Annotated in this window: 14 protein-coding genes and 4 pseudogenes; 9 read left to right on the plus strand and 9 right to left on the minus strand. The window is 72.9% G+C overall.

Translation table 11 applies throughout. The features are described 5' to 3' along the window. The first annotated feature begins 45 nt into the window (after positions 1 to 45). A complete protein-coding gene (locus ABB07_RS02205; RefSeq protein WP_244189181.1) occupies positions 46 to 1,599 on the plus strand; it encodes a N,N-dimethylformamidase beta subunit family domain-containing protein in 1,554 nt (517 codons plus the stop codon). A gap of 2 nt (positions 1,600 to 1,601) precedes the next feature. Here ABB07_RS02205 and ABB07_RS02210 read toward each other — a convergent pair. The 3 genes and pseudogenes from ABB07_RS02210 to ABB07_RS02220 form a co-directional block, all read right to left on the minus strand. After that, positions 1,602 to 2,394: pseudogene (locus tag ABB07_RS02210) on the minus strand (SDR family oxidoreductase). Between the two features lie 169 nt (positions 2,395 to 2,563). Beyond that, the gene (locus ABB07_RS02215) at positions 2,564 to 2,752 is read right to left on the minus strand and encodes a hypothetical protein (protein ID WP_208896966.1); all 189 of its coding nucleotides are present in this window, start codon (positions 2,750 to 2,752) and stop codon (positions 2,564 to 2,566) included. Positions 2,753 to 2,993: 241 nt separating this feature from the next. After that, the gene (locus tag ABB07_RS02220; protein WP_208896967.1) at positions 2,994 to 3,608 is read right to left on the minus strand and encodes a TetR/AcrR family transcriptional regulator; all 615 of its coding nucleotides are present in this window, start codon (positions 3,606 to 3,608) and stop codon (positions 2,994 to 2,996) included. A gap of 221 nt (positions 3,609 to 3,829) precedes the next feature. Between ABB07_RS02220 and ABB07_RS02225 the strand changes: the two genes are divergently transcribed. From ABB07_RS02225 to ABB07_RS02240, 4 genes and pseudogenes are all read left to right on the plus strand, one after another. Further along, positions 3,830 to 5,458, plus strand: coding sequence for an APC family permease (locus ABB07_RS02225; protein ID WP_244189182.1), 1,629 nt, complete (start codon positions 3,830 to 3,832; stop codon positions 5,456 to 5,458). Between the two features lie 35 nt (positions 5,459 to 5,493). Next, a complete protein-coding gene (locus ABB07_RS02230; RefSeq protein WP_208896968.1) occupies positions 5,494 to 7,065 on the plus strand; it encodes an amidohydrolase in 1,572 nt (523 codons plus the stop codon). 249 nt (positions 7,066 to 7,314) lie between these two features. Further along, on the plus strand, positions 7,315 to 7,704 hold the full coding sequence (locus ABB07_RS02235) for a VOC family protein (protein WP_208903236.1): 390 nt from the start codon (positions 7,315 to 7,317) through the stop codon (positions 7,702 to 7,704). 180 nt (positions 7,705 to 7,884) lie between these two features. After that, positions 7,885 to 8,520 (plus strand): annotated as a pseudogene (locus tag ABB07_RS02240) (sigma factor-like helix-turn-helix DNA-binding protein); the annotation flags it as partial. Positions 8,521 to 8,830: 310 nt separating this feature from the next. Here the strand turns inward: ABB07_RS02240 and ABB07_RS02245 are convergent. The 5 genes from ABB07_RS02245 to ABB07_RS02265 all read right to left on the minus strand — a co-directional run bounded on the left by ABB07_RS02245 (position 8,831) and on the right by ABB07_RS02265 (position 15,796). Next, the gene (locus tag ABB07_RS02245; protein WP_244189183.1) at positions 8,831 to 10,126 is read right to left on the minus strand and encodes a phosphatase PAP2 family protein; all 1,296 of its coding nucleotides are present in this window, start codon (positions 10,124 to 10,126) and stop codon (positions 8,831 to 8,833) included. Positions 10,127 to 10,626: 500 nt separating this feature from the next. Then, the gene (locus ABB07_RS02250) at positions 10,627 to 11,340 is read right to left on the minus strand and encodes a DUF4232 domain-containing protein (RefSeq protein ID WP_208896971.1); all 714 of its coding nucleotides are present in this window, start codon (positions 11,338 to 11,340) and stop codon (positions 10,627 to 10,629) included. A 213-nt stretch (positions 11,341 to 11,553) separates the two neighbouring features. Next, the gene (gene katG, locus ABB07_RS02255) at positions 11,554 to 13,779 is read right to left on the minus strand and encodes a catalase/peroxidase HPI (RefSeq protein WP_208896972.1); all 2,226 of its coding nucleotides are present in this window, start codon (positions 13,777 to 13,779) and stop codon (positions 11,554 to 11,556) included. A 33-nt stretch (positions 13,780 to 13,812) separates the two neighbouring features. Further along, positions 13,813 to 14,250 (minus strand): Fur family transcriptional regulator, encoded by a 438-nt coding sequence (locus ABB07_RS02260; RefSeq protein WP_208896973.1) that lies wholly within the window; start codon positions 14,248 to 14,250, stop codon positions 13,813 to 13,815. Positions 14,251 to 14,635: 385 nt separating this feature from the next. Then, positions 14,636 to 15,796 (minus strand): abortive phage infection protein, encoded by a 1,161-nt coding sequence (locus ABB07_RS02265; protein ID WP_208896974.1) that lies wholly within the window; start codon positions 15,794 to 15,796, stop codon positions 14,636 to 14,638. A gap of 250 nt (positions 15,797 to 16,046) precedes the next feature. Here ABB07_RS02265 and ABB07_RS02270 point away from each other — a divergent pair, with 250 nt between their 5' ends. Continuing rightward, on the plus strand, positions 16,047 to 17,069 hold the full coding sequence (locus ABB07_RS02270; protein ID WP_208896975.1) for a hypothetical protein: 1,023 nt from the start codon (positions 16,047 to 16,049) through the stop codon (positions 17,067 to 17,069). A 72-nt stretch (positions 17,070 to 17,141) separates the two neighbouring features. Beyond that, positions 17,142 to 18,170, plus strand: a complete 1,029-nt coding sequence (gene ku / locus ABB07_RS40460) for a non-homologous end joining protein Ku (protein ID WP_244189184.1) — start codon at positions 17,142 to 17,144, stop codon at positions 18,168 to 18,170. 101 nt (positions 18,171 to 18,271) lie between these two features. Here the strand turns inward: ku and ABB07_RS40465 are convergent. Next, positions 18,272 to 18,697: pseudogene (locus ABB07_RS40465) on the minus strand (substrate-binding domain-containing protein); the annotation flags it as partial. 94 nt (positions 18,698 to 18,791) lie between these two features. Between ABB07_RS40465 and ABB07_RS41930 the strand changes: the two are divergent. Then, positions 18,792 to 18,991 (plus strand): annotated as a pseudogene (locus ABB07_RS41930) (TIM barrel protein); the annotation flags it as partial. A gap of 290 nt (positions 18,992 to 19,281) precedes the next feature. Continuing rightward, entirely contained in the window at positions 19,282 to 20,475 is a 1,194-nt protein-coding gene (locus ABB07_RS02280) for an acyltransferase family protein (RefSeq protein WP_208896977.1), read from the plus strand. The last annotated feature ends 12 nt before the right edge of the window (positions 20,476 to 20,487 follow it).

The raw sequence follows: 20,487 nt of genomic DNA on the forward strand, positions 1-20,487 counted from the left end.
CGTGGGCGTCGGGACGCTGGTGCGAACACGTATCCGGGAGGCGAAGTGGGTCCAGCACACGAGACCACGCCGCCGGACGGCGTCGGCCGCCGGCGGTTCCTGGTCCTCTCCGCGGGCCTGGGCCTCGGCACGGCCGCCGCGTGCACGGCGGCACCGCCGCGGCCGCATTCCGCCGCGGCCGCCGACGGCCGGCTGCGGCCCGAGGCGGAGCGGGACGCGCCGGGCACCGCCGACTGGCGTCTGACCTCCACGGGCCCGCCTGACGCGGTGGCCGGTTACCCGGACCGGGTGAGCGTGACCCCGGGCGAGCCGTTCGGGCTGCATGTGTCGACCACGGCCGCCGCGTTCCGGGTGTCCGCGTTCCGGGTCGGCTGGTACGGCGGCCGGCAGGCCCGCCGGATCTGGACGTCCGAGCGCATACCCGGCCGCGCCCAGCCGGCGCCGCGCGTGCTGCCCGCCACCCGCACGGTGCGCGCCGACTGGCCGGTGACGCTCCGGGTGGACACCTCGGGCTGGCCGGAGGGCGCCTATCTGCTGCGGCTGGAGGCGGAATCCGGCCACCAGCGGTACGTTCCGCTGATCGTCCGCTCCACCGACGGCACGGGCCGCACCGTCCTGCTGCACGCCCCGGCCACCTGGCAGGCGTACAACCGCTGGGGCGGCAGCAGCCTCTACAACGGCGCGTCCGGCGCGTACGCCACCCGCTCCCTCGCGGTGAGCTTCGACCGCCCCTACGACGGCGAGGGCGCCGAGAAGTTCCAGGTGTACGAGTGGGCGCTGGTGGTGCTGGCCGAGCGTCTCGGCATCCCGCTGGCCTACACGACCGGCGTCGACGTGCACCGTGACCCCGGAGTGCTGCGCGGCGCGCACGCCGTCGTCTGTCTGGGCCACGACGAGTACTGGACGCCGGAGCAGCGGGCCCATGTGACCGCCGCCCGCGACGCCGGTACGAACATCGCCTTCCTCGGCGCGAACACCTGCTTCCGCCGCATACGGCTGGAGCCCGGGGAGGCCGCGCACGACCGTACGGTGGTCTGCTACAAGACCGCCTACCGCGCGGACCCCTGCTACGCCTCGCGCCCGGCCCTGGTGACCACCGACTACCGTCTCCCGCCCGCCCCGGACCCCGAGTCCTCCCTGACCGGCGTGCTCTACGAGGGCTATCCGGTCGACGCGCCCTATGTGGTCCGGGCCGCCGACCACTGGCTGTACGAGGGCACCGGCGCACGTCCCGGCGACGGCTTCGCCCATCTCGTCGGCGTGGAGTACGACCGGATCACGCCCGGCGCCCCCACGCCCGGCGAGCTGGAGATCATCGCGCACTCGCCGCTGGTGTGCGGCGGGCGGGCCAGCCACAGCGACTCGGCGTACTACACCGCCCCCAGTGGTGCCGGGGTGTTCGCGACCGGCACCATGCGCTGGGTGGAGGGCCTGGTGGCCGGGACCGGCATGTTCGGGCGCGACCACGGCATGGACGCCCGCACCCGCGCCTTCGTCACCCGCGCGACGGAGAACCTCCTGCGCACGTTCGCGAAGGGCCCCGCGGCCCGGCACGCCCCGCCGCCGCGCGCCAACGTCCGCGAGGTGTACGGCGCCTGAGCTCAGGGCAGCGGGGTGCCGCCCGTCGCGTTGAGGATCTCGGCGGTGATGTAGCTCGCCTGCGGTGAGGCCAGGTACACGTAGGCCGGGGCCAGTTCGGCGGGCTGGGCCGGGCGGCCGAGCGGGGCCTGCTTGCCGAACTCCTCGGTGTCCGGGAGGGTCGAGGGGATCAGCGGTGTCCACACCGGCCCCGGCGCCACCGCGTTGACCCGGACACCGCGCTCGGCGACCATCTGCGCGAGGCCCTGGGTGAAGGTGACGATCGCGCCCTTGGTCATGGCGTAGTCCAGCAGATGCGGGCTGGGCCTGTACGCCTGCACGGACGTGGAGTTGATGACGCAGCCGCCGGCCGGGATGTGCGGCAGGGCGAACTCGGTGAGCCAGAACCTGCCGTACAGGTTGGTCCGCATGACCCGGTCGAACTGCTCGGTGCTGATCGCCTCGATGCCCTGCGGCTGGGACATCTGGTAGGCGGCGTTGTTGACGAGGACGTCGATGCGGCCGAACTCGGCGACGGCCCGCTCGATCAGCGACCGGCAGTCGGCCTCCTCGCGGATGTCGCAGGAGACGGCGACCGCCTTGCGTCCGGCGTCCTCCACCAGCCGGGAGGTCTCGCGGGCCTCGTTCTCCTCCTCGGCGAGATACGTGAACAGCACATCGGTGCCCTCCCGGGCGAAGGCCAGGGCGACCGCCCGGCCGATGCCTTCAGTCCCCTCCCGTGATCACCGTCTTACGGCCGTCCAGCCGGCCCGCCCCGCGGTAGGAGTCCTCGCCGTGGTCGGGCGGCGGGTCCATCGGGCCGGTCCAGCCCGGATGCGGCTGGTCCTGGGCGGGGAAGTCGGGGCGGGGGTGCTGTGTGACCGGGTTCGGCCGGTCACCGGGCTGGTCCGTCACGGCGGCCTCCTGCGTCTTCGGCGGACGGGACGGCGACCGGGTTCCCGGACCGCGCGGGCCGAAAAGCCGGTCAGTCCGTCGCGCCGTGCGCGCCGCCGGAGCGCAGGTGCTCCCGGCGGGCGTTGTTGTAGATCCGCAGGAGATGCTTGGCGACGGCACAGGCGGCGCCGTCGGCGTGGCACTGCCGGCAGGTCCGCACGTGCTGCTCGTAGGTGAGGCGCGCGTTGTGCAACGCGTCGTTGAGAGAGGACTCGGACATCTCGGCATCTCCGGGCAGGGCGCAGCCTGGGACCGCGCCAAGTTGACTGACTGGTAACCCGGAACCAAGGTGATCATGTTACTGGCGGTACTGGGAAACCGGTGCCGACGCTCACCGCTGCCCGCTGGTGTTCGCGCCGTCGAGCGCCTCCCGGATGATGTCCGCGCCCACACCCGCGGACGGCGATCAGGTCGGTCTCCGTCCGCCGCACCGCCAGGGACTCGATGAGCCGCGTGGTGCGTCAACCGCCCGACCGGGCCTGGAGTGCGCGTGCGTGGTTCATGAAGGCCGTCAGCCCCACCTCGAAGGCGCGGTCGGCGCGGCCCTCGCCCACGGCGGCGAGCGCGTCCGCGAGGTGCGGGGTGGGTATCCGGTCCGTCAGCTCCCACATCGTCTCGGGTGCGGCGAGGTCGAGGGCGGAGCCCAGCACCAGGTTCTCCAGGGCGATGATCAGCGGCATGATCCCGGCCCGCTCGAAGCCGGCGTCGAGCAGGAGGCTCACCGCACGCTCGTACTGCTCCAGCACCCGGGGCGCACGCACCGGCGAGGTCATGAGCAGCGGGATCGCACGGGGGTGGGCCGCGAAGGCGGCGCGGTAGGAGCGGGCCCAGGCCTCGACGGCCGCGTCCCAGGGGGTCAGTTCGAGGGTCCCCGGGTCGATCGCCGCGCAGACCCGCTCCCGCAGCAGTTCCACTATGCCGTCGCGGCCCTCCACGTGGTGGTAGACCGAGCCCGTCTGCGCGCCGAGCCGCCGGGCGATCTGCGGGACGCTGAAGTCACCGGTCTCGTCGACCAGTTGCAGCGCGGTGGTGGTGATGCGCTCGCGGTCGAGGAGCGGTGTGCGCGGCCGTCCCATGGTCAGCGTTCTCCCTGAGGTCTTCCCGGATGCCCACCGGCAGGCTACATTGCCGAAACCGAAAGGCTTTAGGTTTACGGCTCCGGGCGCCCGCCATCCCTCCTGCGCACCCGGAGAGCCGGGCCCGGGCGGCCCACCCCCGGCCCGGCCTGCCGAGACCGCGCACCCGGCTGCCCCACCACCGGCACCTCTCCCCTCCGCTGCCAGAAGGGCTCCCCCGTATGTCCGTGTCCTCCTCCGAGCCCCCGGAGCCGCCGGCGCCGTCCGGTGCGACAGGCCTCCGGTCCGGCTCGCTCGGCACCGCCGACATCGCCTTCTTCGTCGTCTCCGCCGCCGCTCCCCTGACCGTCATGGCCGGGGTCGCACCGCTCGCGATCCTGCTGGGCGGCATCGGCGCGCCGGTCGGCTATCTCCTGGCCGGCCTGACCCTCGCCGTCTTCGCCGTCGGCTTCACCACCATGAGCCGCCATGTGACCAGCGGCGGCGCCTTCTACGCCTACATCAGCCGCGGCCTCGGCCGCCCGGTCGGCATCGGCGCCGCCCTGCTGGCGCTGATCGGCTACAACGGCATGGAGATCGGCGTCTACGGCCTGCTCGCCTCGACCACCCGCGACACCCTGCACACCCTCGTCGGCGCCGACGTGCCCTGGCTGCCCGTCTCCCTGGCCGGCCTGCTGCTGATCGGCTACGGCGGCTACCGCTCGATCGACTTCGGCGCCAAGGTCCTCGGCGTCCTGCTGGTCTGCGAGACGGGCATACTGGTGCTGCTCGCCGGCGGGGTGCTGGTGAACGGCGGCGCCCACGGGCTGTCCCTGGCCTCACTGGCTCCGGCGCATGTGCTGGTGCCGGGGATGGCGGCCGTACTCGCCTTCGCCTTCGCCGCCTTCACCGGCTTCGAGTCGACCGTGATCTACCGCCGCGAGGCCCGCGACCCCGGGCGCACCGTCCCGCGCGCCACGTATCTGGCCGTCGGATTCCTGGGCCTGTTCTACGCGTTCGTCGTCTGGATCGCCGTCCAGGCCTTCGGCGACGACCAGGTGGTGCGCGCGGCCGGCAAGGATCCGGCCGGCCTGTTCTTCACCGCGATCAGCACCTACGTGGGCGGCTGGGCCGCCGACCTGATGCACCTCTTCATCGTCACCAGCGTCATCGCCTCCCTCCTCGCCTTCCACAACGCCATCAACCGCTATGTCCTGGCGCTCGCCGAGGAGGGCGTACTGCCCCGCCCGCTCGGCCGGATCCACCCGCGCCACCGCTCCCCGTACGTCGCCGGCATCGCCCAGACCGTGCTCGGTGCCGCCGTCGTCCTCGCGTTCCGGTCCGCGCACGCCGACCCGTACCAGCAGCTGCTGCTGTGGGTGAACACCCCGGGAATGATCGGCCTGTTGCTGCTGCAGCTGCTCGCCGCGATCGCCGTGCCGTGCTACTTCCGGCGGGTACGCCACACCGAGGGAGCCGTGCGCACGGTGCTGGCGCCGGTGCTCGCCACCGTCCTGCTGGCCACCGCGATCGCGCTGGTCGTGGCCCACATCGACCTGTTCACCGGCGCGTCCGCGCCCGTGAACGTCCTGCTCGTCGCCGTGGCACCGGCCGTGTTCGCGCTCGGCCTGCCCCTGGCCTGGTGGCTGCGCCGCTCCCGTCCGGAGGTCTATGCCCGGTTCGCCACGGAACCCGGTGAACAGACCCGGCCGGGCGCGGACCCGGCTCCCGGTGAGAGCCGGCGCACCGGTCCCGGTCAGGACACCGTTCACGCTCAGGACACCTGTCCCGGCCAGGACGCCGTTCCCGGTCAGACCCCCGGTCCGGGCCAGGACGCCGGCCCGGCCACAGTCGTCGCACCGGCCGAGTGACCACGAACACCCGCTTGCCGCACAGGAGTTGACCGATGCCCGCTGCCGACCTCGTCCTCGCCGGTGCCCACGTCCGCACCCTCGACCCCGCCCGCCCCACCGCCTCCGCCGTCGCGGTGCGGGAGGGGGTGATCACCGCCGTCGGTGAGGCGGAGGACGTACGGGACTGGCGCGGCCCCGGCACCGAGGTCGTCGACCTGCGCGGCGCCCACCTCGTGCCCGGTCTGGTCGACGCGCACAGCCATCCGGTGTGGGGGCTGGAGATGGCGACGGGCACGGACCTGTCGGGCGTCACCGACCTGGCGGGGCTGCGCGCCGCGCTGGCCCGGGCCGAGCGGATCGAGGGCTGGGTGGTCGGCCACGGCCTGGACCACAACGCGTTCGAGGGCCGCCCCGTCCACCACGACCTGGTGGCGGAGGTGCTCGACGGCACCCCGGCCTTCCTGCGCCTGTACGACGGCCACTCCGCCCTCGCGAACTCCGCAGCCCTCGCCGCCGCCGGGGTGACCGGCCCGCGCACCTTCGCCCAGCACGCGGAGGTGGTGTGCGACCCCTCGGGCCGGCCCACCGGCCATCTGGTCGAGCACGCCGCGATGGACCTGGTCGCGGACCTCGTGCCCAGGCCGTCGTACGCGCGGCGGCGGGCCCGGTTGCTGGAGCTGCTGTCCGCCATGGCCGCGACGGGGCTCACCGGCGCCCATGTGATGGACGGCGGCGACCTCGGCCTGGTGGCGGCGGTGGCCGAGGAGACGGTCCTGCCGCTACGGCTGCGGTTCGCGCCCTGGTGCATGCCGGGCGCCGACGGGGACGCGCTGCGCGAGCTGGTCGAGCTGCAGGGCAGGGGCGGACGGCACTGGCTGGTCGGCGGGGTCAAGTTCTTCATGGACGGTACCGTCGAGGGCGGCACGGCGTGGCTGGAGCACCCCGACTGCCACGGCCGGGGCACCGCCGCGTTCTGGCCGGACCCGCGCGCCTACGCCGAGGCCGTGCGCACCCTGCACGCGGCGGGCGTCCGCACCGCCACCCACGCCATCGGGGACGCGGCCGTACGGCATGTGCTGGACACCGTCGCCTCCCTCGGGCCGAGCGGGCGCGGCGCCCACCGGATCGAGCACATCGAGACCGCTCCCGACGAACTGCTGCCGCGCTTCGCGGAGTTGGGGGTCGCGGCCTCGCTGCAGCCGCCGCACACCGGGTACACACGCGACGACGGCAGCGACGAGTGGTCCCGCCGGCTGGGCGGCGAGCGGGCGGCCCGTGCCTGGCGGCTGCGCGATCTGCGGGAGGCGGGCGCCACGCTCGCCCTCGGCTCGGACTGGCCCATCGCCCATTACGACGTCCGGGCCGTGCTGGCGACGGCCCGCCGGCCGAAGGGCGCCGCGGCCCACCGGCCGGGCCTGACGCCACTGCAGGCGCTGGAGGGCTGCACCAGCCACGCGGCGGCCGCCGCCGGCGAGTCGGCCGTCGCCGGCCGTGTCGCGCCCGGCTGCCGGGCCGACCTCACCGCACTGGCCGTGGACCCCCTGCACGCGCCCGGCGACGAACTCGCCGGCTCCCCGGTGGCGTTGACGGTCACCGGCGGGCACGTGACGCACCGGGCCGTCTGACGGCGGCCGCCAGGACCAGCGAGCCCGGCCGACGGTCGGGCCCCACCGGACCCACGCAGGAGCATGACCGGCCCACGGTGCGCGCGCACCACGCCGTCGACGCGCCGTGGCGTCCCCGGCCTGTGCCCCGGCAGGCGACGTTCGCCCCGTCGCGATGCCTGGGGGGCACTAGGATCGTCAGTGGCATCGCGTGCCGGTCACCGGCCGGGTGAGGCATGGAGGTGCCAGGACATGCCGTGGAGGCATTCCTTGTCGGTCCACTTCAACCACACCATCGTCCATGCCCGGGACAACCGGGAGTCCGCGGAGTTCTTCGCCGGACTGCTCGGTCTCGAGATCACCGCGGAATGGGGCCCGTTCGTGGCGGTCGCCCTCGCGGGCGGAGTCACCCTGGACTTCGCCACCGTCCCCGAGGAACACATCACTCCCCAGCACTACGCCTTCCTGGTCTCCGAGGAGGAGTTCGACGCCGCGTACGCGCGGATCGTCGAGCGCGGCATCGAGCACTACGCGGATCCGCACCGCAAGCAGCCCGGCACGATCAACCACAACGACGGCGGCCGCGGCGTGTACTTCATGGATCCGGTGGGCCACGCCATGGAGCTGATCACCGTCCCCTACGGCGGGTGGCCTTCGTAACCGGCGCGCTTCACCTGCCGAACCCCTCCTTCCTGACGAGGTCGAGGAAGCGCGGCGTGCCCTCGGTGGTGCGCACGTCGAGGAAGGCGCACACATGTCCCTCGGTGACGGCCTCGCGCACGAGCGCGTGGGCGAGGTCGGCCCGGGAGGTGAAGCGCCCGGGCAGCCGGCCGGTCGGCGGCCGGCGAGGACGCGTCCGGGGGTGCCGAGCGCGCCGAGTCGGTGTCGCTGGCCATGCTGGTCGTGCTGGTCGTGCTGGAGACCCTGCCCCCGCTGGAGCGGGCGGTGTTCGTGCTGCACGAGGTGTTCGGCTACGCGCACACCGAGATCGCGGACATCCTCGGCCGCAGCCCCGCGGCCGTACGGCAGCTCGCGCACCGCGCCCGGGAACGCGTGCGCGCCCGGCGCCCCCGCTACCAGGCCCACCCCCGGGTCCGGCGGCAGGCGACGGAACGGTTCGTGGCCGCCGCGCTCGGCGGGGATCTCGGGGCGCTGCTGGAGATCCTGGCACCTCAGGCCACGCTGTGGACGGACGGCGGCGGCAAGGCGCGGGCGGCACCACGGCCGATCCGCGGCCGGGACAAGGTGGCCCGGGCGCTGACCGGCTACGCCACGCGTACGGCGGCGGGGCTGGAGTTCCAGCACCGGGACGTCAACGGCGACGCGGCGGTGGTGGTCTTCGAGGACGGCTCCCCGCACGCGGTGATGGTCATGGACCTCGACCCGGACGGCGAGCGGGTCCGCGAGGTGTACCTGGTCACGAACCCGGACAAGCTCTCGGCGCTGAACCCGGGGAAGCCACGCCCGAAGGACTAGCGGCACGCGAGCGGGACGCCGCTGCGAGCGGCGCCCCGCCAGGTGTGGTCCGCGCACGTGTCACGGATTGACGACCGTGCCGCCGAAGGTCACCACGAGTCGACGGCTGCAGCGGCGGCGATGTCGTCCCGTGCCTGGAACGCTCGCGTACGCAGTCGTCCGCGGTCGAGTGTCCCGCCAGGGCGCACGCAGCGTGTCAGTGGCCTGCTGGGGTTGCAGCCCCTGCTCGAGGACCGGCTCGAGCGCCGCACGGGCCTCCGCCCCAGGCAGTTCGGGGCAGGAGCAGGCATTGGCTCGGTCGGAGGGCGGATCAGACCGGTTCGAGTCGAGGTTCTGGTTGTCGCGTTGGTGCGGCCGTCGGTTCCCACAGCTTGGTGGTCCGTACGAAGCCGTAGACCACTGAGGTCATCGCCAGAACGAGAAGTGACCCGAACACCCACGGGTGTCTCGCCATCTCCATCGGCAGGTACCGGTACGACACCAGGAGGGCGGCGAAGACCGCCGCGCCGTAGGTGACCAGCTGGATTCCTGGCCGGTCCCAGCCACGCACGAGCGAGCGCAGCGCTGTCTCGGTCGTGAGGGCGAACACCACGCCGGCGACGAGGTCCACGCCGTAGTGGTAGCCGAATCCGAGCGTGGCGCTGAGCGTGGCGACCAGCCAGAACGTACCCGAGAACCGCAGGACCCGTGGGCCGCTGCGGGTGTGAATGAAGATCGCGGTGGCCCACGCCGTGTGCAGGCTGGGCATGCAGTTGCGGGGCGTTATCTCGTCGTACGACATCGGGTGGGGGATGGTGATCGGCGGCGGCGTGTCCGGCCAGAGATTGGCCACCGCCCAGTGCACGCCGCCGGTGCCGGAGGCGCCCGGGCCGTAGGCGAAGACCGGTCCGACCACCGGGAAGATCATGTAGATGGCCGGGCCGAGGAGGCCGATCACCAGGAAGGTGCGTACCAGATGATGGGCCGGGAAGCGGCGCTCGACGGCCACGTGGCGCAACTGGTACAGCGCGACGACGACCGCGGCCACCGCGAGTTGCGCGTAGACCAGGTGAAGAACATGCATGCCGATCGGGCCGGTGGTCCGGACAATCCGGCCCATCAGCCAGGACGGGTTGCCCAGCGCGTGATCGGCGGTTGCCACGTACTGGTCGAGCACGGCCGGGCGGGCCTTCGAGGTGATGAACAGCCACGTGTCGCCGGTCTTGCGGCCGGCCACCAGCAGCATGCCCAGACCGACGCCCTTCAGCAGCAGGACACGCTCGGGGCCGGTGCGGCGCGTGACGGCGATGACCGCACAGCCCAGCATCACCCACAGCGCGCCGTTGCCGAAGACATGGCCGTCGGTCGTCTTGGCGTCGGCGGCCCACCGGATGAGCACGAAGACGACGTCGATGCCGATGGCGACCCCGGCCGCGATGAACCGTTGCCGCCAGGTGAGCACGACCATCATCAACGCCAGACCGCCGTACAGCGGGCCTGGTTTCGGGGCGAATATGAGCCCTTCCACCTGGTCGGTGATCGGCCCCGGTTGACCGTAGCGGCGTGCGGTGATCTCCAGTGTGATCAGGAGTCCAAGAGCCGCCACTGCCGCCGCTGCCCACAGCATGGCTCGCCGTTGACGCCACGCGCCCCACACGGCACTGCCGTTCATTCGCGAAAACACACGTGGCGCTCTAGACATCAATCACGCGACCGATTTATTCCAAATGGACTGGATAGGCGAGAGCGACGACGTTGATCATCGCGAGATCGAACATGTTATCGGAGCGGTGCGTTGATTTCTGCCCCGCTACCAGAACGTCCTTACGCCGCCGTGCACGGAAGTGATCCACGCGGCGGCACCTGAAGGGCGCCGACCGGGCAGCTCGTCCCGCGGGGTGACCCAGCACCGCCGTATCAGGGGTGAAGGACCGTTCCCGGCAACGCCGTTGGGCTTTCGGTCGTGGGCGTCTGCGGGTGCGTCGTGGTTGCTCGCGCCCACACGGCGGTAGCCGCGTATGAGACACCGCCCCGCACCCCTTGCGGCGCGCTGTCCCGCTCGGTTCGTGACAGTGGGCGGCCCGGGTCGCAGTCCGCGCCCCGGGCCGCCCCGTGGTCACCTGCCGGTCAGGAAGGCTTCGCCGCCGAGACCGCGGTCGCGGTCACGGTGTTGTCGCATTCGGCGAACTCGCCGTCGCTCAGGGCGACTTGGTGCGCACCGGCGCCGGGCAGGCCGACCACGAGCGTCGGGAAGACGGCGGGCTTCGCGCCGGACTTGCAGTAGCCGTCGGCCTCGCCCTGGACCTGGTGGAAGGTCAGCTTCACCCACGCCTTGCCGCCCGGCGCGAGGCGTACGGGGAAGGCGGTGCCCGTGGGGGTCACCTTCAGGGGGAGGTTGTGCTCGGGGGAACCGTTGCCCGCTCCGGCCACCGTCGGATGCCCCCGCAGGACGCACGCGTGCCCGGAGACGTTGGTGAACTCGACTATCGCCGCGCCCGTGCCGGTACCGTCCGGACGGTTGGTCGCCTGGTAGGCATTCGCCTCCACGGCCGGCAGCGAGCACGCCGGCGCCGTACCGGCCGAGGTGGCGGACGCCGGAGAGGCCGGGGCGCTCGGGGCGGTCGACGTGCCGCCGCCGGAGGATCCCCCGGTCGACGGGGCCGTGCTGGCGGGGCTGGTGGTGGCGGGTGCGGTGCCGGAGGGGGTGGCGGAGGCCGGGGCCGGGGAGGAGGCCTTGGCCGTCCCGTCGCCGTTCTCCGGCCCGCACGCCGTCAGCGACAGCGCGGCGGCGAGTACGGCCGTAGCCGATGCGGCGAGGCGGATGGTGTTGCGGTGGTGCATGAGGTCCCCCGATTCCGGTGGTCGGACCGGCTCCGTGCCGGTGCTCGCCGAGGGAGACAGAGCCGGGAGACCCTGGGTTTCCGCTGTGGATCGTCTGTGACCGTTGTGGATCTCCTGTGACAGTCCGGTGACGGGAGGTCCGGCCCCGCCCGCACGACGGGGGCGTCCGGCCCGACCCGTGCGGATCGGGCCGGACGCCCCTGGAAGCGCTGATCAGACCAGGTCGAACCGGTCCAGGTCCATGACCTTGCTCCACGCCGCGACGAAGTCCGTCACGAACTTCTCCTTCGCGTCGTCGCCGGCGTAGACCTCGGCGAGCGCCCGCAGCTCGGAGTTGGAGCCGAAGACGAGGTCGGCTCGGCTGCCGGCCCACTTCAGCTCACCGGTGGCGGCGTCGCGGCCCTCGAAGGTGGTCTGGTCCTCCGAGGTCGCCTTCCACGTCGTGCCCAGGTCGAGCAGGTTGACGAAGAAGTCGTTGGTGAGGACACCGGGCGTCTTCGTGAAGACACCGAGCTGCGAACCCTGGTGGTTGGCGCCGAGGACGCGCAGGCCGCCGACGAGCACGGTCGTCTCGGGGGCGCTCAGGGTGAGCAGGTTGGCCCTGTCGAGCAGCAGGTACTCGGCCGGCAGGCGGTTGCCCTTGCCCAGGTAGTTGCGGAAGCCGTCCGCGGTCGGCTCCAGCGCCTCGAAGGACTCGGCGTCGGTGTGCTCCTCGCCGGCGTCCACGCGGCCCGGGGTGAAGGGCACCTCGACCTCGAAGCCGGCTTCCTTGGCGGCCTTCTCCACGGCGGCGGCGCCACCGAGGACGATGAGGTCGGCCAGGGAGACCTTCTTGGCTCCGGAGGAGGCGTTGAAGTCCCGCTGGACGCCCTCGAGGACGCGCAGCACCTGGGCGAGCTGGTCGGGGTCGTTGACCTCCCAGCCGCGCTGCGGGGCCAGGCGGATGCGGGCGCCGTTGGCGCCACCGCGCTTGTCGCTGCCGCGGAAGGTGGAGGCGGACGCCCAGGCGGTGGTGACCAGCTGGGACACGGTGAGGCCCGACTCGAGCAGCTTGGTCTTCAGGGTCGCGATGTCCTCGGCGTCGATCAGCTCGCCCTCGCGCTCCGGCAGCGGGTCCTGCCACAGCAGGGTCTCCTCCGGGACCTCCGGGCCGAGGTACAGCGACTTCGGGCCCATGTCGCGGTGGGTCAGCTTGTACCAGGCGCGGGCGAAGGCGTCCGCGAATTCGTCCGGGTTCTCGTAGAACCGGCGGGAGATCGGCTCGTAGATCGGGTCGAAGCGCAGCGACAGGTCGGTGGTGAGCATCGTGGGGCGGTGCTTCTTCGACGGGTCGTGCGCGTCCGGGATGATCTCCGGGGCGTCCTTCGCCACCCACTGGTGGGCGCCGGCCGGGCTCTGGGTGAGCTCGTACTCGTACTCGAAGAGGTTCTTGAAGAACCCGTTGCTCCACTGGGTCGGCGTGGCGGTCCAGGTGACCTCGAGGCCGGAGGTGATGGCGTCCGCGCCCTTACCGGTGCCGTAGGTGCTCCGCCAGCCCAGGCCCTGCTCCTCCATCGAGGCGGCCTCGGGGTCGGCACCGACGTGGTCGGCCGGACCCGCGCCGTGGGTCTTGCCGAAGGTGTGGCCACCGGCGATCAGGGCGACGGTCTCCTCGTCGTTCATCGCCATACGGCGGAACGTCTCACGGATGTCGCGGGCCGCGGCGACCGGGTCCGGGTTGCCGTTCGGTCCCTCCGGGTTGACGTAGATCAGGCCCATCTGGACCGCGCCGAGCGGGTTCTCCAGCTCGCGGTCGCCGCTGTAGCGCCTGTCGTCGAGCCAGGTGGTCTCGGGGCCCCAGTAGACGTCCTCCTCGGGCTCCCAGACGTCCTCACGGCCGCCGCCGAAGCCGAAGGTCTTGAAGCCCATCTGCTCCAGGGCGACGTTGCCGGTGAGGATCATGAGGTCGGCCCAGGAGATGCTCTGGCCGTACTTCTTCTTGACCGGCCACAGCAGACGGCGGGCCTTGTCGAGGTTGCCGTTGTCCGGCCAGCTGTTGAGCGGGGCGAACCGCTGCTGCCCCGCACCGGCGCCGCCGCGGCCGTCGCTGATGCGGTAGGTGCCCGCGCTGTGCCAGGCCATACGGATCATCAGCGGGCCGTAGTTGCCGAAGTCGGCGGGCCACCAGTCCTGCGACGTGGTCAGCACCTCGGCGATGTCCCGCTTCACGGCCGCGAGGTCGAGGGCCTTGAAGGCCTCGGCGTAGTCGAAGTCCTCACCGAGCGGGTTGGCCACGGCCGGGTTCTTGGCGAGGATCTTCAGGTTGAGCCGCTCCGGCCACCACTGGCGGTTGCCGCCGCCCTGGGTGGGGTGCAGGGCCCGGTCATGGGCGACGGGGCAGCCGCCGCTCGCCCCCTCCGCCTTCGCGTCTGTGACGATCGCGTCGTGGTTCTCAGTCATGGCAATCCTTCCGAACTGTGCGGAACTCGGTGCTCAGGAACTGCGGCCGGTGGAACAGTCGGGGCACAGGCCCCAATAGACGACCTCGGCCTCGTCGATGGCGAAGCCGCGGTCGTCGGATGCGGTCAGGCAGGGCGCGTCGCCGACCGCGCAGTCGACGTCGGCGACGGCACCGCAGGAGCGGCACACGATGTGGTGGTGGTTGTCCCCCACGCGTCCCTCGTACCGGGCCGGGTGACCGGCCGGCTCGATACGGCGGACGAGACCCGCCGCAGTGAGGGCGTGCAGCGCCTCGTAGACGGCTTGCAGGGAGATGTGGCCCACGCGGTCGCGCACCCCGGATGCGATCGCCTCGACGCCGAGGTGGCCGCCCGCCCGGACGGTCTCCAGCAGCGCGACGCGGGCTGCCGTCACGCGCAGGCCGGCCCCGCGCAGCTCCTGGGCGGTGGTCGGGGTCGGGGAGGCGGTCATGAGGGCGAACCTACCCTCATAAACACGAGTGATTCAAGAAAACGAACGATGCAATTTTGGTCGCGTCCCGGCGGCCGCCGTTCACCTCCGCGTCCGCCTCGGCGCCCGCCCGGGTGTGTGCGCTCACCTTTGCCCTCGCACGGCCCCGCCCCATATGCACCCGGCCCCGCCCTGCGCGGCGGGCGAGCCGGAGGGCGGGGCGTGGGGTGGGGCGGGAGCATGCCCGCATCATGTGTCCCGGGATCGGCGACGAGGGCGCGCCAAGCCGGACGGTCCTCCGAACGGGTGAGCGGAACCCGCGCAGGCCACCGCGCATCCGTCGGCGACGGGGCCACGGCCCCGCCCTCCACCGGGCGGCGGTCACGGGCCACCGGTCCCTGCCGGGTCAGTGGCCGGGCCGGCGGCCGGTCCGGGCGTGGCCGTAGCGGCGGGCCAGGGCGTGGAAGGCCTGCTTGGGCTCCCAGTGCCAGCCGGAGCCGGGGTCGTCCGGGCGGTCCTTGATGGTCTTGGTGATGGCGTAGCTCGCCATGTCGAGGTCGTGCCGCGGGTCGCCCGGGCGGTGCGGGGCGTCGGGGGTCACGAACTCGAAGGCCATCGCCGCGTACAGGCCCATCCGGGAGAAGACGTCCAGGAGCCGCATGAGGTACGCCGCCTGGGTGCGCTCGCTGCGGACCAGGCCGCCCTTGATCTCCGGGGGCCGCTTGGCGCGGTCGACGACGTCCCAGCCCATGCCGGCGGTCCTGGGCGCCCCGACGTAGGCGCAGGTGCCGAACTCGGTGACGGCCAGCGGCTTGCCCCACCGCAGATGGCGGCTCAACTCCCTGATGTAGCCGGACGCGTGGGGGAAGTACGAGTAGTAGTCGATGCCCACGATGTCGAACAGGCGCCAGTCGACCTCGTCGTCCTGGGCGGCGGCGTAGCTCAGCGGGCCGTGGAAGACGGACCGGCCGACCGCGGCCGCCTTCGCCGTGAAGCGGTCCAGGCGCCGCTGCACGGCGACGGGGTCCACCCTGCCGTCGCGCAGGTTCCGGATGCGTTCGAAGACGGTGTCCCCGGGGACGATCCCGGGCACGAACAGCCAGAACTCGCAGCCCACGCTGAGCTCCACGGCCGCCCCGTGCCGGCGCAGCCGCTCCGCGAACCGGCCGGTCTCGGCCAGGTGTTCCAGGATGTCGCGTTCCGGGACGTCGCCGAGGGTCGGTTGCAGCCAGACGCGCAGTCCCCGTTCGGCCGCCTCGGCGGCCGTGGCCGTGAGCCGTTCGACGCCGTCACCCGTCACATCGACGGTGTCGGCGTGCAGCTCGTCGCGGATGACCCGGATGTCCTGCCGCATCCGGGCCGCGCTGAACGCCGTACCCGGTGTCTCCCCCGCGCCCACGGTGTACACGACCCCGTGGTGGCGCAGCCCGCCCGGCGCGGCGGGTGTCCTTGGTGAGCTCCCCTGCGCGGCGCGGGCCTCCCCCGTCGGCAGCACTGCCGCGGCGAGCCCCGCGGAGGCCAGGCCGGCCAGGAACTGGGCACGCTTGATCCCCTCGGTCCTCTGCATACGGCCACCCTGCCGGGCCCGGCCGCACCGGCGCCGTCCGCCGCCGGTCTACGGGGCGGGGCCGAAGGGTGGGAATCCGGCGCCGATGGGTGGAGCTCCGGCACCGAAAGTCGCACCGGCCGTCCCACGCCCCTCCTCAGCCGCCCCGCCGCGATCAGCCGACCCGGAGGAAGTCCCCCAAAAGGCACATGAACGCCCCGGGCTGAGAAACTCGGACCACATCACCCAGTGGCCGTCGAGAGGGACGCCGGTGGACCTGGACACCGTCGCCGACGAGCTGTACGGGCTGCGGCCGGAGGAGTTCGTCGCCGCCCGTGACCGCCGCGCCCTGGACGCCCGCAAGGCCGGTGATCAGGCCCTCGCCAAGGAGATCGGTGCGTTGCGGCGACCGAGTCTGGCCGCATGGGCCGGCAATCTGCTCGTGCGCAGGCAGCCGGAGGAGGTCCAGCCGCTGCTGGACCTCGGCGAGTCGCTGCGCCGGGCACATCGCGAACTGGACGGTCCGCGATTGCGCAAGCTCGTCCGCCGGCAGAGCGAGGTGATCGGCGCGCTCGGGCGGCAGGCGCGGCGGCTGGCGGCCGAGGCCGGACGCCCGGTGGGTGAGGGGGTCCAGCGAGAGGTCGAGGAGACGCTGCACGCCGTACTCGCCGATCCGGAGGCGGCCCGGGAGTGGGCGGCGGGGCGGCTCGTGAAGCCGCTCAGCGCCACGTTCGGGTTTCCCGAGGCGGACGCGACCGTCCTCGCCCTCCGCCCTGTCGCCCCGGCGGCGACCAGGGGGAAGAGGCACGCCCAGCTGGAAGCCCCCGGCGGACGCGGGCCGGAGCGCAAGCGGGCCGAGACGGAGGAGCCCAAGCGGGGCGAGGCGGAACGGAAGCGGGCCGAGGCGGCGGAGCGCGCGGACGAGCTGGCACACCGGCGCCGGCTCAACGAGGCCCGCGGGGCCGCCCGCGACGCGGAGCGTGACCTGCGTACCCGCGAGGCGGAGGCCGAGGCCGCCGGCCGGGAGGCCGAGGAGGCCCGCGACCGGCTGGCCGAGGCGGAAAGGCGCGTGCGTGAGCTGCGCGCGCGGCTGCGCGACGCCGAGGAGGAACAGCAACGGTCCCGTGACGACGAGCGCGAGGCACGGGACCGGGCCCGGCAGGCCGACCGCGCCGTCCGGGAGGCCCGGCGCCGCGCCGAGGAGACCGCTGCCCGGGCGACGGCGGCCGAGGCCGACCGGCCGGCCGGCCGCCACGCCGGGCGCGCGTCCCCGGGCCGGGCACGGCGGCGGTGACCGCACAGCACCACGGCGGACGGCTGGCCCACGACGGAACGGCCGGCTGACCCACGACGGAGGCGAGGAGCCATGGCGAGACCCATCTGGACCGGTGTCCTGACCTTCGGGCTGGTCACCCTGCCCGTGGGGCTGTACACCGCCACCGAGGACCACACCGTGCACTTCCACCAGCTGCAGCGCGGCACCTCGGACCGGATCCGCAACAAGCGGGTCAACGAGCGCACCGGCAAGGAGGTCGGCACCGACCGGATCGTCAAGGGCTACGAGATCGAGGAGGGCGAGTACGTCGTCGTGGAGCCGGAGGAGCTGGAGGAGATCGCGCCCGGGCGGTCGAAGGTGATCGACCTGGCCGGGTTCGTCGATCTGCACCAGGTCGAGCCGGTGTACTTCGCCCGCACGTACTACGTCGGCCCGCGCGGCAAGGAGTACGTGAAGGTGTACGAGCTGATGCGGGCGGCACTGGACCGCGCGGACAAGGCCGGGATCGCCACGCTCACCCTGCGCGGCAAGGAGTATCTGACCGCGTTGCGGGCGCAGCCCCGCGTCCTCGTCCTGTACACCCTGCACTGGGCCGACGAGGTGCGCGACCCCATCGACGTGGTGCCCGGGCTGCCGGAGCGACGCACGAAGAGCGGCAGCAAGGAGCTGCGGACGGCCGAGCAACTGATCGACGCCCTCACCATCGACTGGGACCCCACCGACTACCACGACACCTACGAGGAGCGCGTCAAGAAGCTCGTCGCCGCCAAGCGCGAGGGCGCGGAGGTCGTCGGCGAACCCCAGCCGCCGGAGGCGACCAATGTCATCGACCTCATGGACGTGCTCAGCCGGAGCGTCGAGCAGAGCCGGTCCCGGAGCCGCAAGGGCGGCAGCGGGAAACCGGCCACCGGCAAGAGGCGGACCGCCGACCAGAAGCAGGCCACCGGCAAGAAACAGGCCGCCGGCAAGAGGCACGCCGCCGGGCGGAAGGAGTCCGAGGACCTGGGCGACCTGTCCAAGGCGGAGCTGTACGAGCGGGCGAGCGCCGCGGGCGTACCGGGGCGGTCGAGGATGACGCGGGACCAGCTCGTCAAGGCCCTTGCGGGGCAAGCGGCTTGAGCATGGTCGCCACCGGACTCAGGCCGGCGGCGGGCCGCTCGCCCCCGCACGACCAGCCTCGGGTCCAACTCGACCTCCCCGGGCTCCAGTTCGGGATCCTCCAGGCGCTGGACGGTGAAGCGGACCGCGTGTTCGGCCATCAACCGGGCGACCTGTCGTACGGTCGTCAGGCCGATCGGCATCAGAGGGGAGAGACGGCTGTCGTCGTAGCCGACGACGGAGAGGTCCCGGGGCGCCTCCACACCACACCGGGCCCGCGCCGTCAACAGGCCCATGACGCATGGTCGTTGCCTGGCGAGGACGGCCGTCGGGAGGGGCGTGCCGGCGCCCCGCTCGGCGAGCAGGAGGCGGCCGGCCTCGCTCCCGGACCGCTCGGTGTGATCGCCGGGGATGACGCGCTGCTCGTTCTCCAGCCCGTGCCAGCGCATCGCGGCCCGGTAGGCGCGGCGGCGCTCGGCGGAGCCGGGGCCGCGTCCGCCGTCGATGCGCACGATCCGGCGGTGGCCGAGTTCCACCAGGTGCTGCATGGCCTGCCGTACACCCTCGCCCTCGGCGCTGTGCACGAAGTCGACGCGGGCCCGGGGCACCCGGCGGCTGACGGAGACCGTGGCCGTGCGCCGGCGCGACCACGGGGTCACGCTGTCCCCCGTGCTGCCGCTGTACAAGTGGTCCTCGCCCGACGAGACCGAACGGCAGGCGGCCGTCCGCTCCTGGAGGCGGTGATCGAGATCACCGCGGACCTCGAATGCCCGCTGATGAACCCGGAGTTCAACGGCCGTCCCGAGCGGGCCGCGGAGAGCGAGGCCGCGTTCTGGCGCGCTGAGGTTCGGCGGCGTGGCCACGGCCTGCGTGTTCGCCTGGGAGGAACGGGCCCGGGAATCCTCGGCGTTCACGCTGGAACGGATCACGAAGGAACTGGCCGCGGGCTGATCAAGGAGGTGCGTGGGGCATCACTCGTACGGGTGCACCCGGTCCGGCCCTCCGTGGCATGTCGGAGCAGTCCCTCGTTCGGCAGCGAGTGTGATGTTTGCCATGTGACGTGATGGACTGGGGGTGAACGGGCAAGGTACCCCTTCATGCCCCACGCCAATCCTCTGCGGCAGGTGATTCGATGACAACGGCGACGACCCGGACGTTCCGGACGACGCCGCCCACCCGTTCCGGCGACTCGACCGCCAGGGACTCCCCAGCCGCCGCCATGCCCTCGCTGCCCTCCCTCACGGGGCTGCGGTGGATGGCGGCCCTGCTGGTGTTCGGACTTCACGTGAACAACTTCGGCTACTTCGGCGGCACCAGTGGCCGCCTGGTGTACTGGGGTTTCGGCGCCGGTGCCACCGGTGTGTCGTTCTTCTTCGTGCTGTCCGGGTTCGTCCTGACCTGGTCGGCGCGGCCCCATGACCGCGCGTTCTCCTTCTGGAGACGGCGCATCGCCCGCATCTACCCGGTGCACCTGGTCACCCTCGCCGTCGCCCTGCTCATGGCGTACACGCTGGCCGGCCAGCCGAGGCCGACACCGAAGCAGGCACTGTCCAATGCGCTGCTGCTGCATCCCTGGTGGCGTCCCTGGTGGCAGACGCTGAACCCGGTCAGCTGGTCCCTCGGCTGCGAGGCGTTCTTCTACGCCGCCTTCCCACTGCTGTTCCTGCTGCTGCGCCGGCTCGGCGCGCGCGCCTCGGCCGCGCTGGGCGCTGTGTCGGTGGTGGCGGTCGTGGTGCTGGCCTGGGCGGACGCCCACCACTGGTGGACGTACGCGCTGTACTCGTTCCCGGCGGCCCGGCTGCCCGAGTTCGTCCTCGGGGCGGTGACCGCGCGGCTGGTGCTGCTGGGCCGGTGGCGCGGGCCCGGTCTCGAGGCCTCGCTCGCCCTGGCGATCATCGGCTACTTCCTCGTCCCGCAGGTCGCGCCCGGCTACTCCGCCACCGTGTGCACCATCGCCGGGTTCACGCTGCTCATCCCGGCCGCGGCCGTCGCGGACATCCAGGGGCTGCCCTCGCTGTGGCGGCGCCGGCGGCTGGTGCGGCTGGGCGAGCTGTCGTTCGCCTTCTACATGATCCATCTGCTGGTGATCCGGTCCGCCACGCAGTTGCTCGGGACGAAGCCGCACTTCGGTCTGCTGGCGGGGATCGCCGTCACCACGACCGTGTTCACGGTGTCGCTCGGACTGTCCTGGCTCCTGTACGAGGCGGTGGAGCGCCCGGCGAGACGCCTGCTGCTGCGCCGGTGGCGCCGCCCGGCCGCACAGCCGGAGACGGCCGAGGCCCCCACCGAGGCACCGGCCGCGGCGCCGGCCGCGGCACGCGACTGAGCCGCTTACCGG

Origin of the sequence: Streptomyces incarnatus (assembly GCF_001027185.1) — a bacterium.
Taxonomy (GTDB): Bacteria; Actinomycetota; Actinomycetes; order Streptomycetales; family Streptomycetaceae; genus Streptomyces; species Streptomyces puniciscabiei.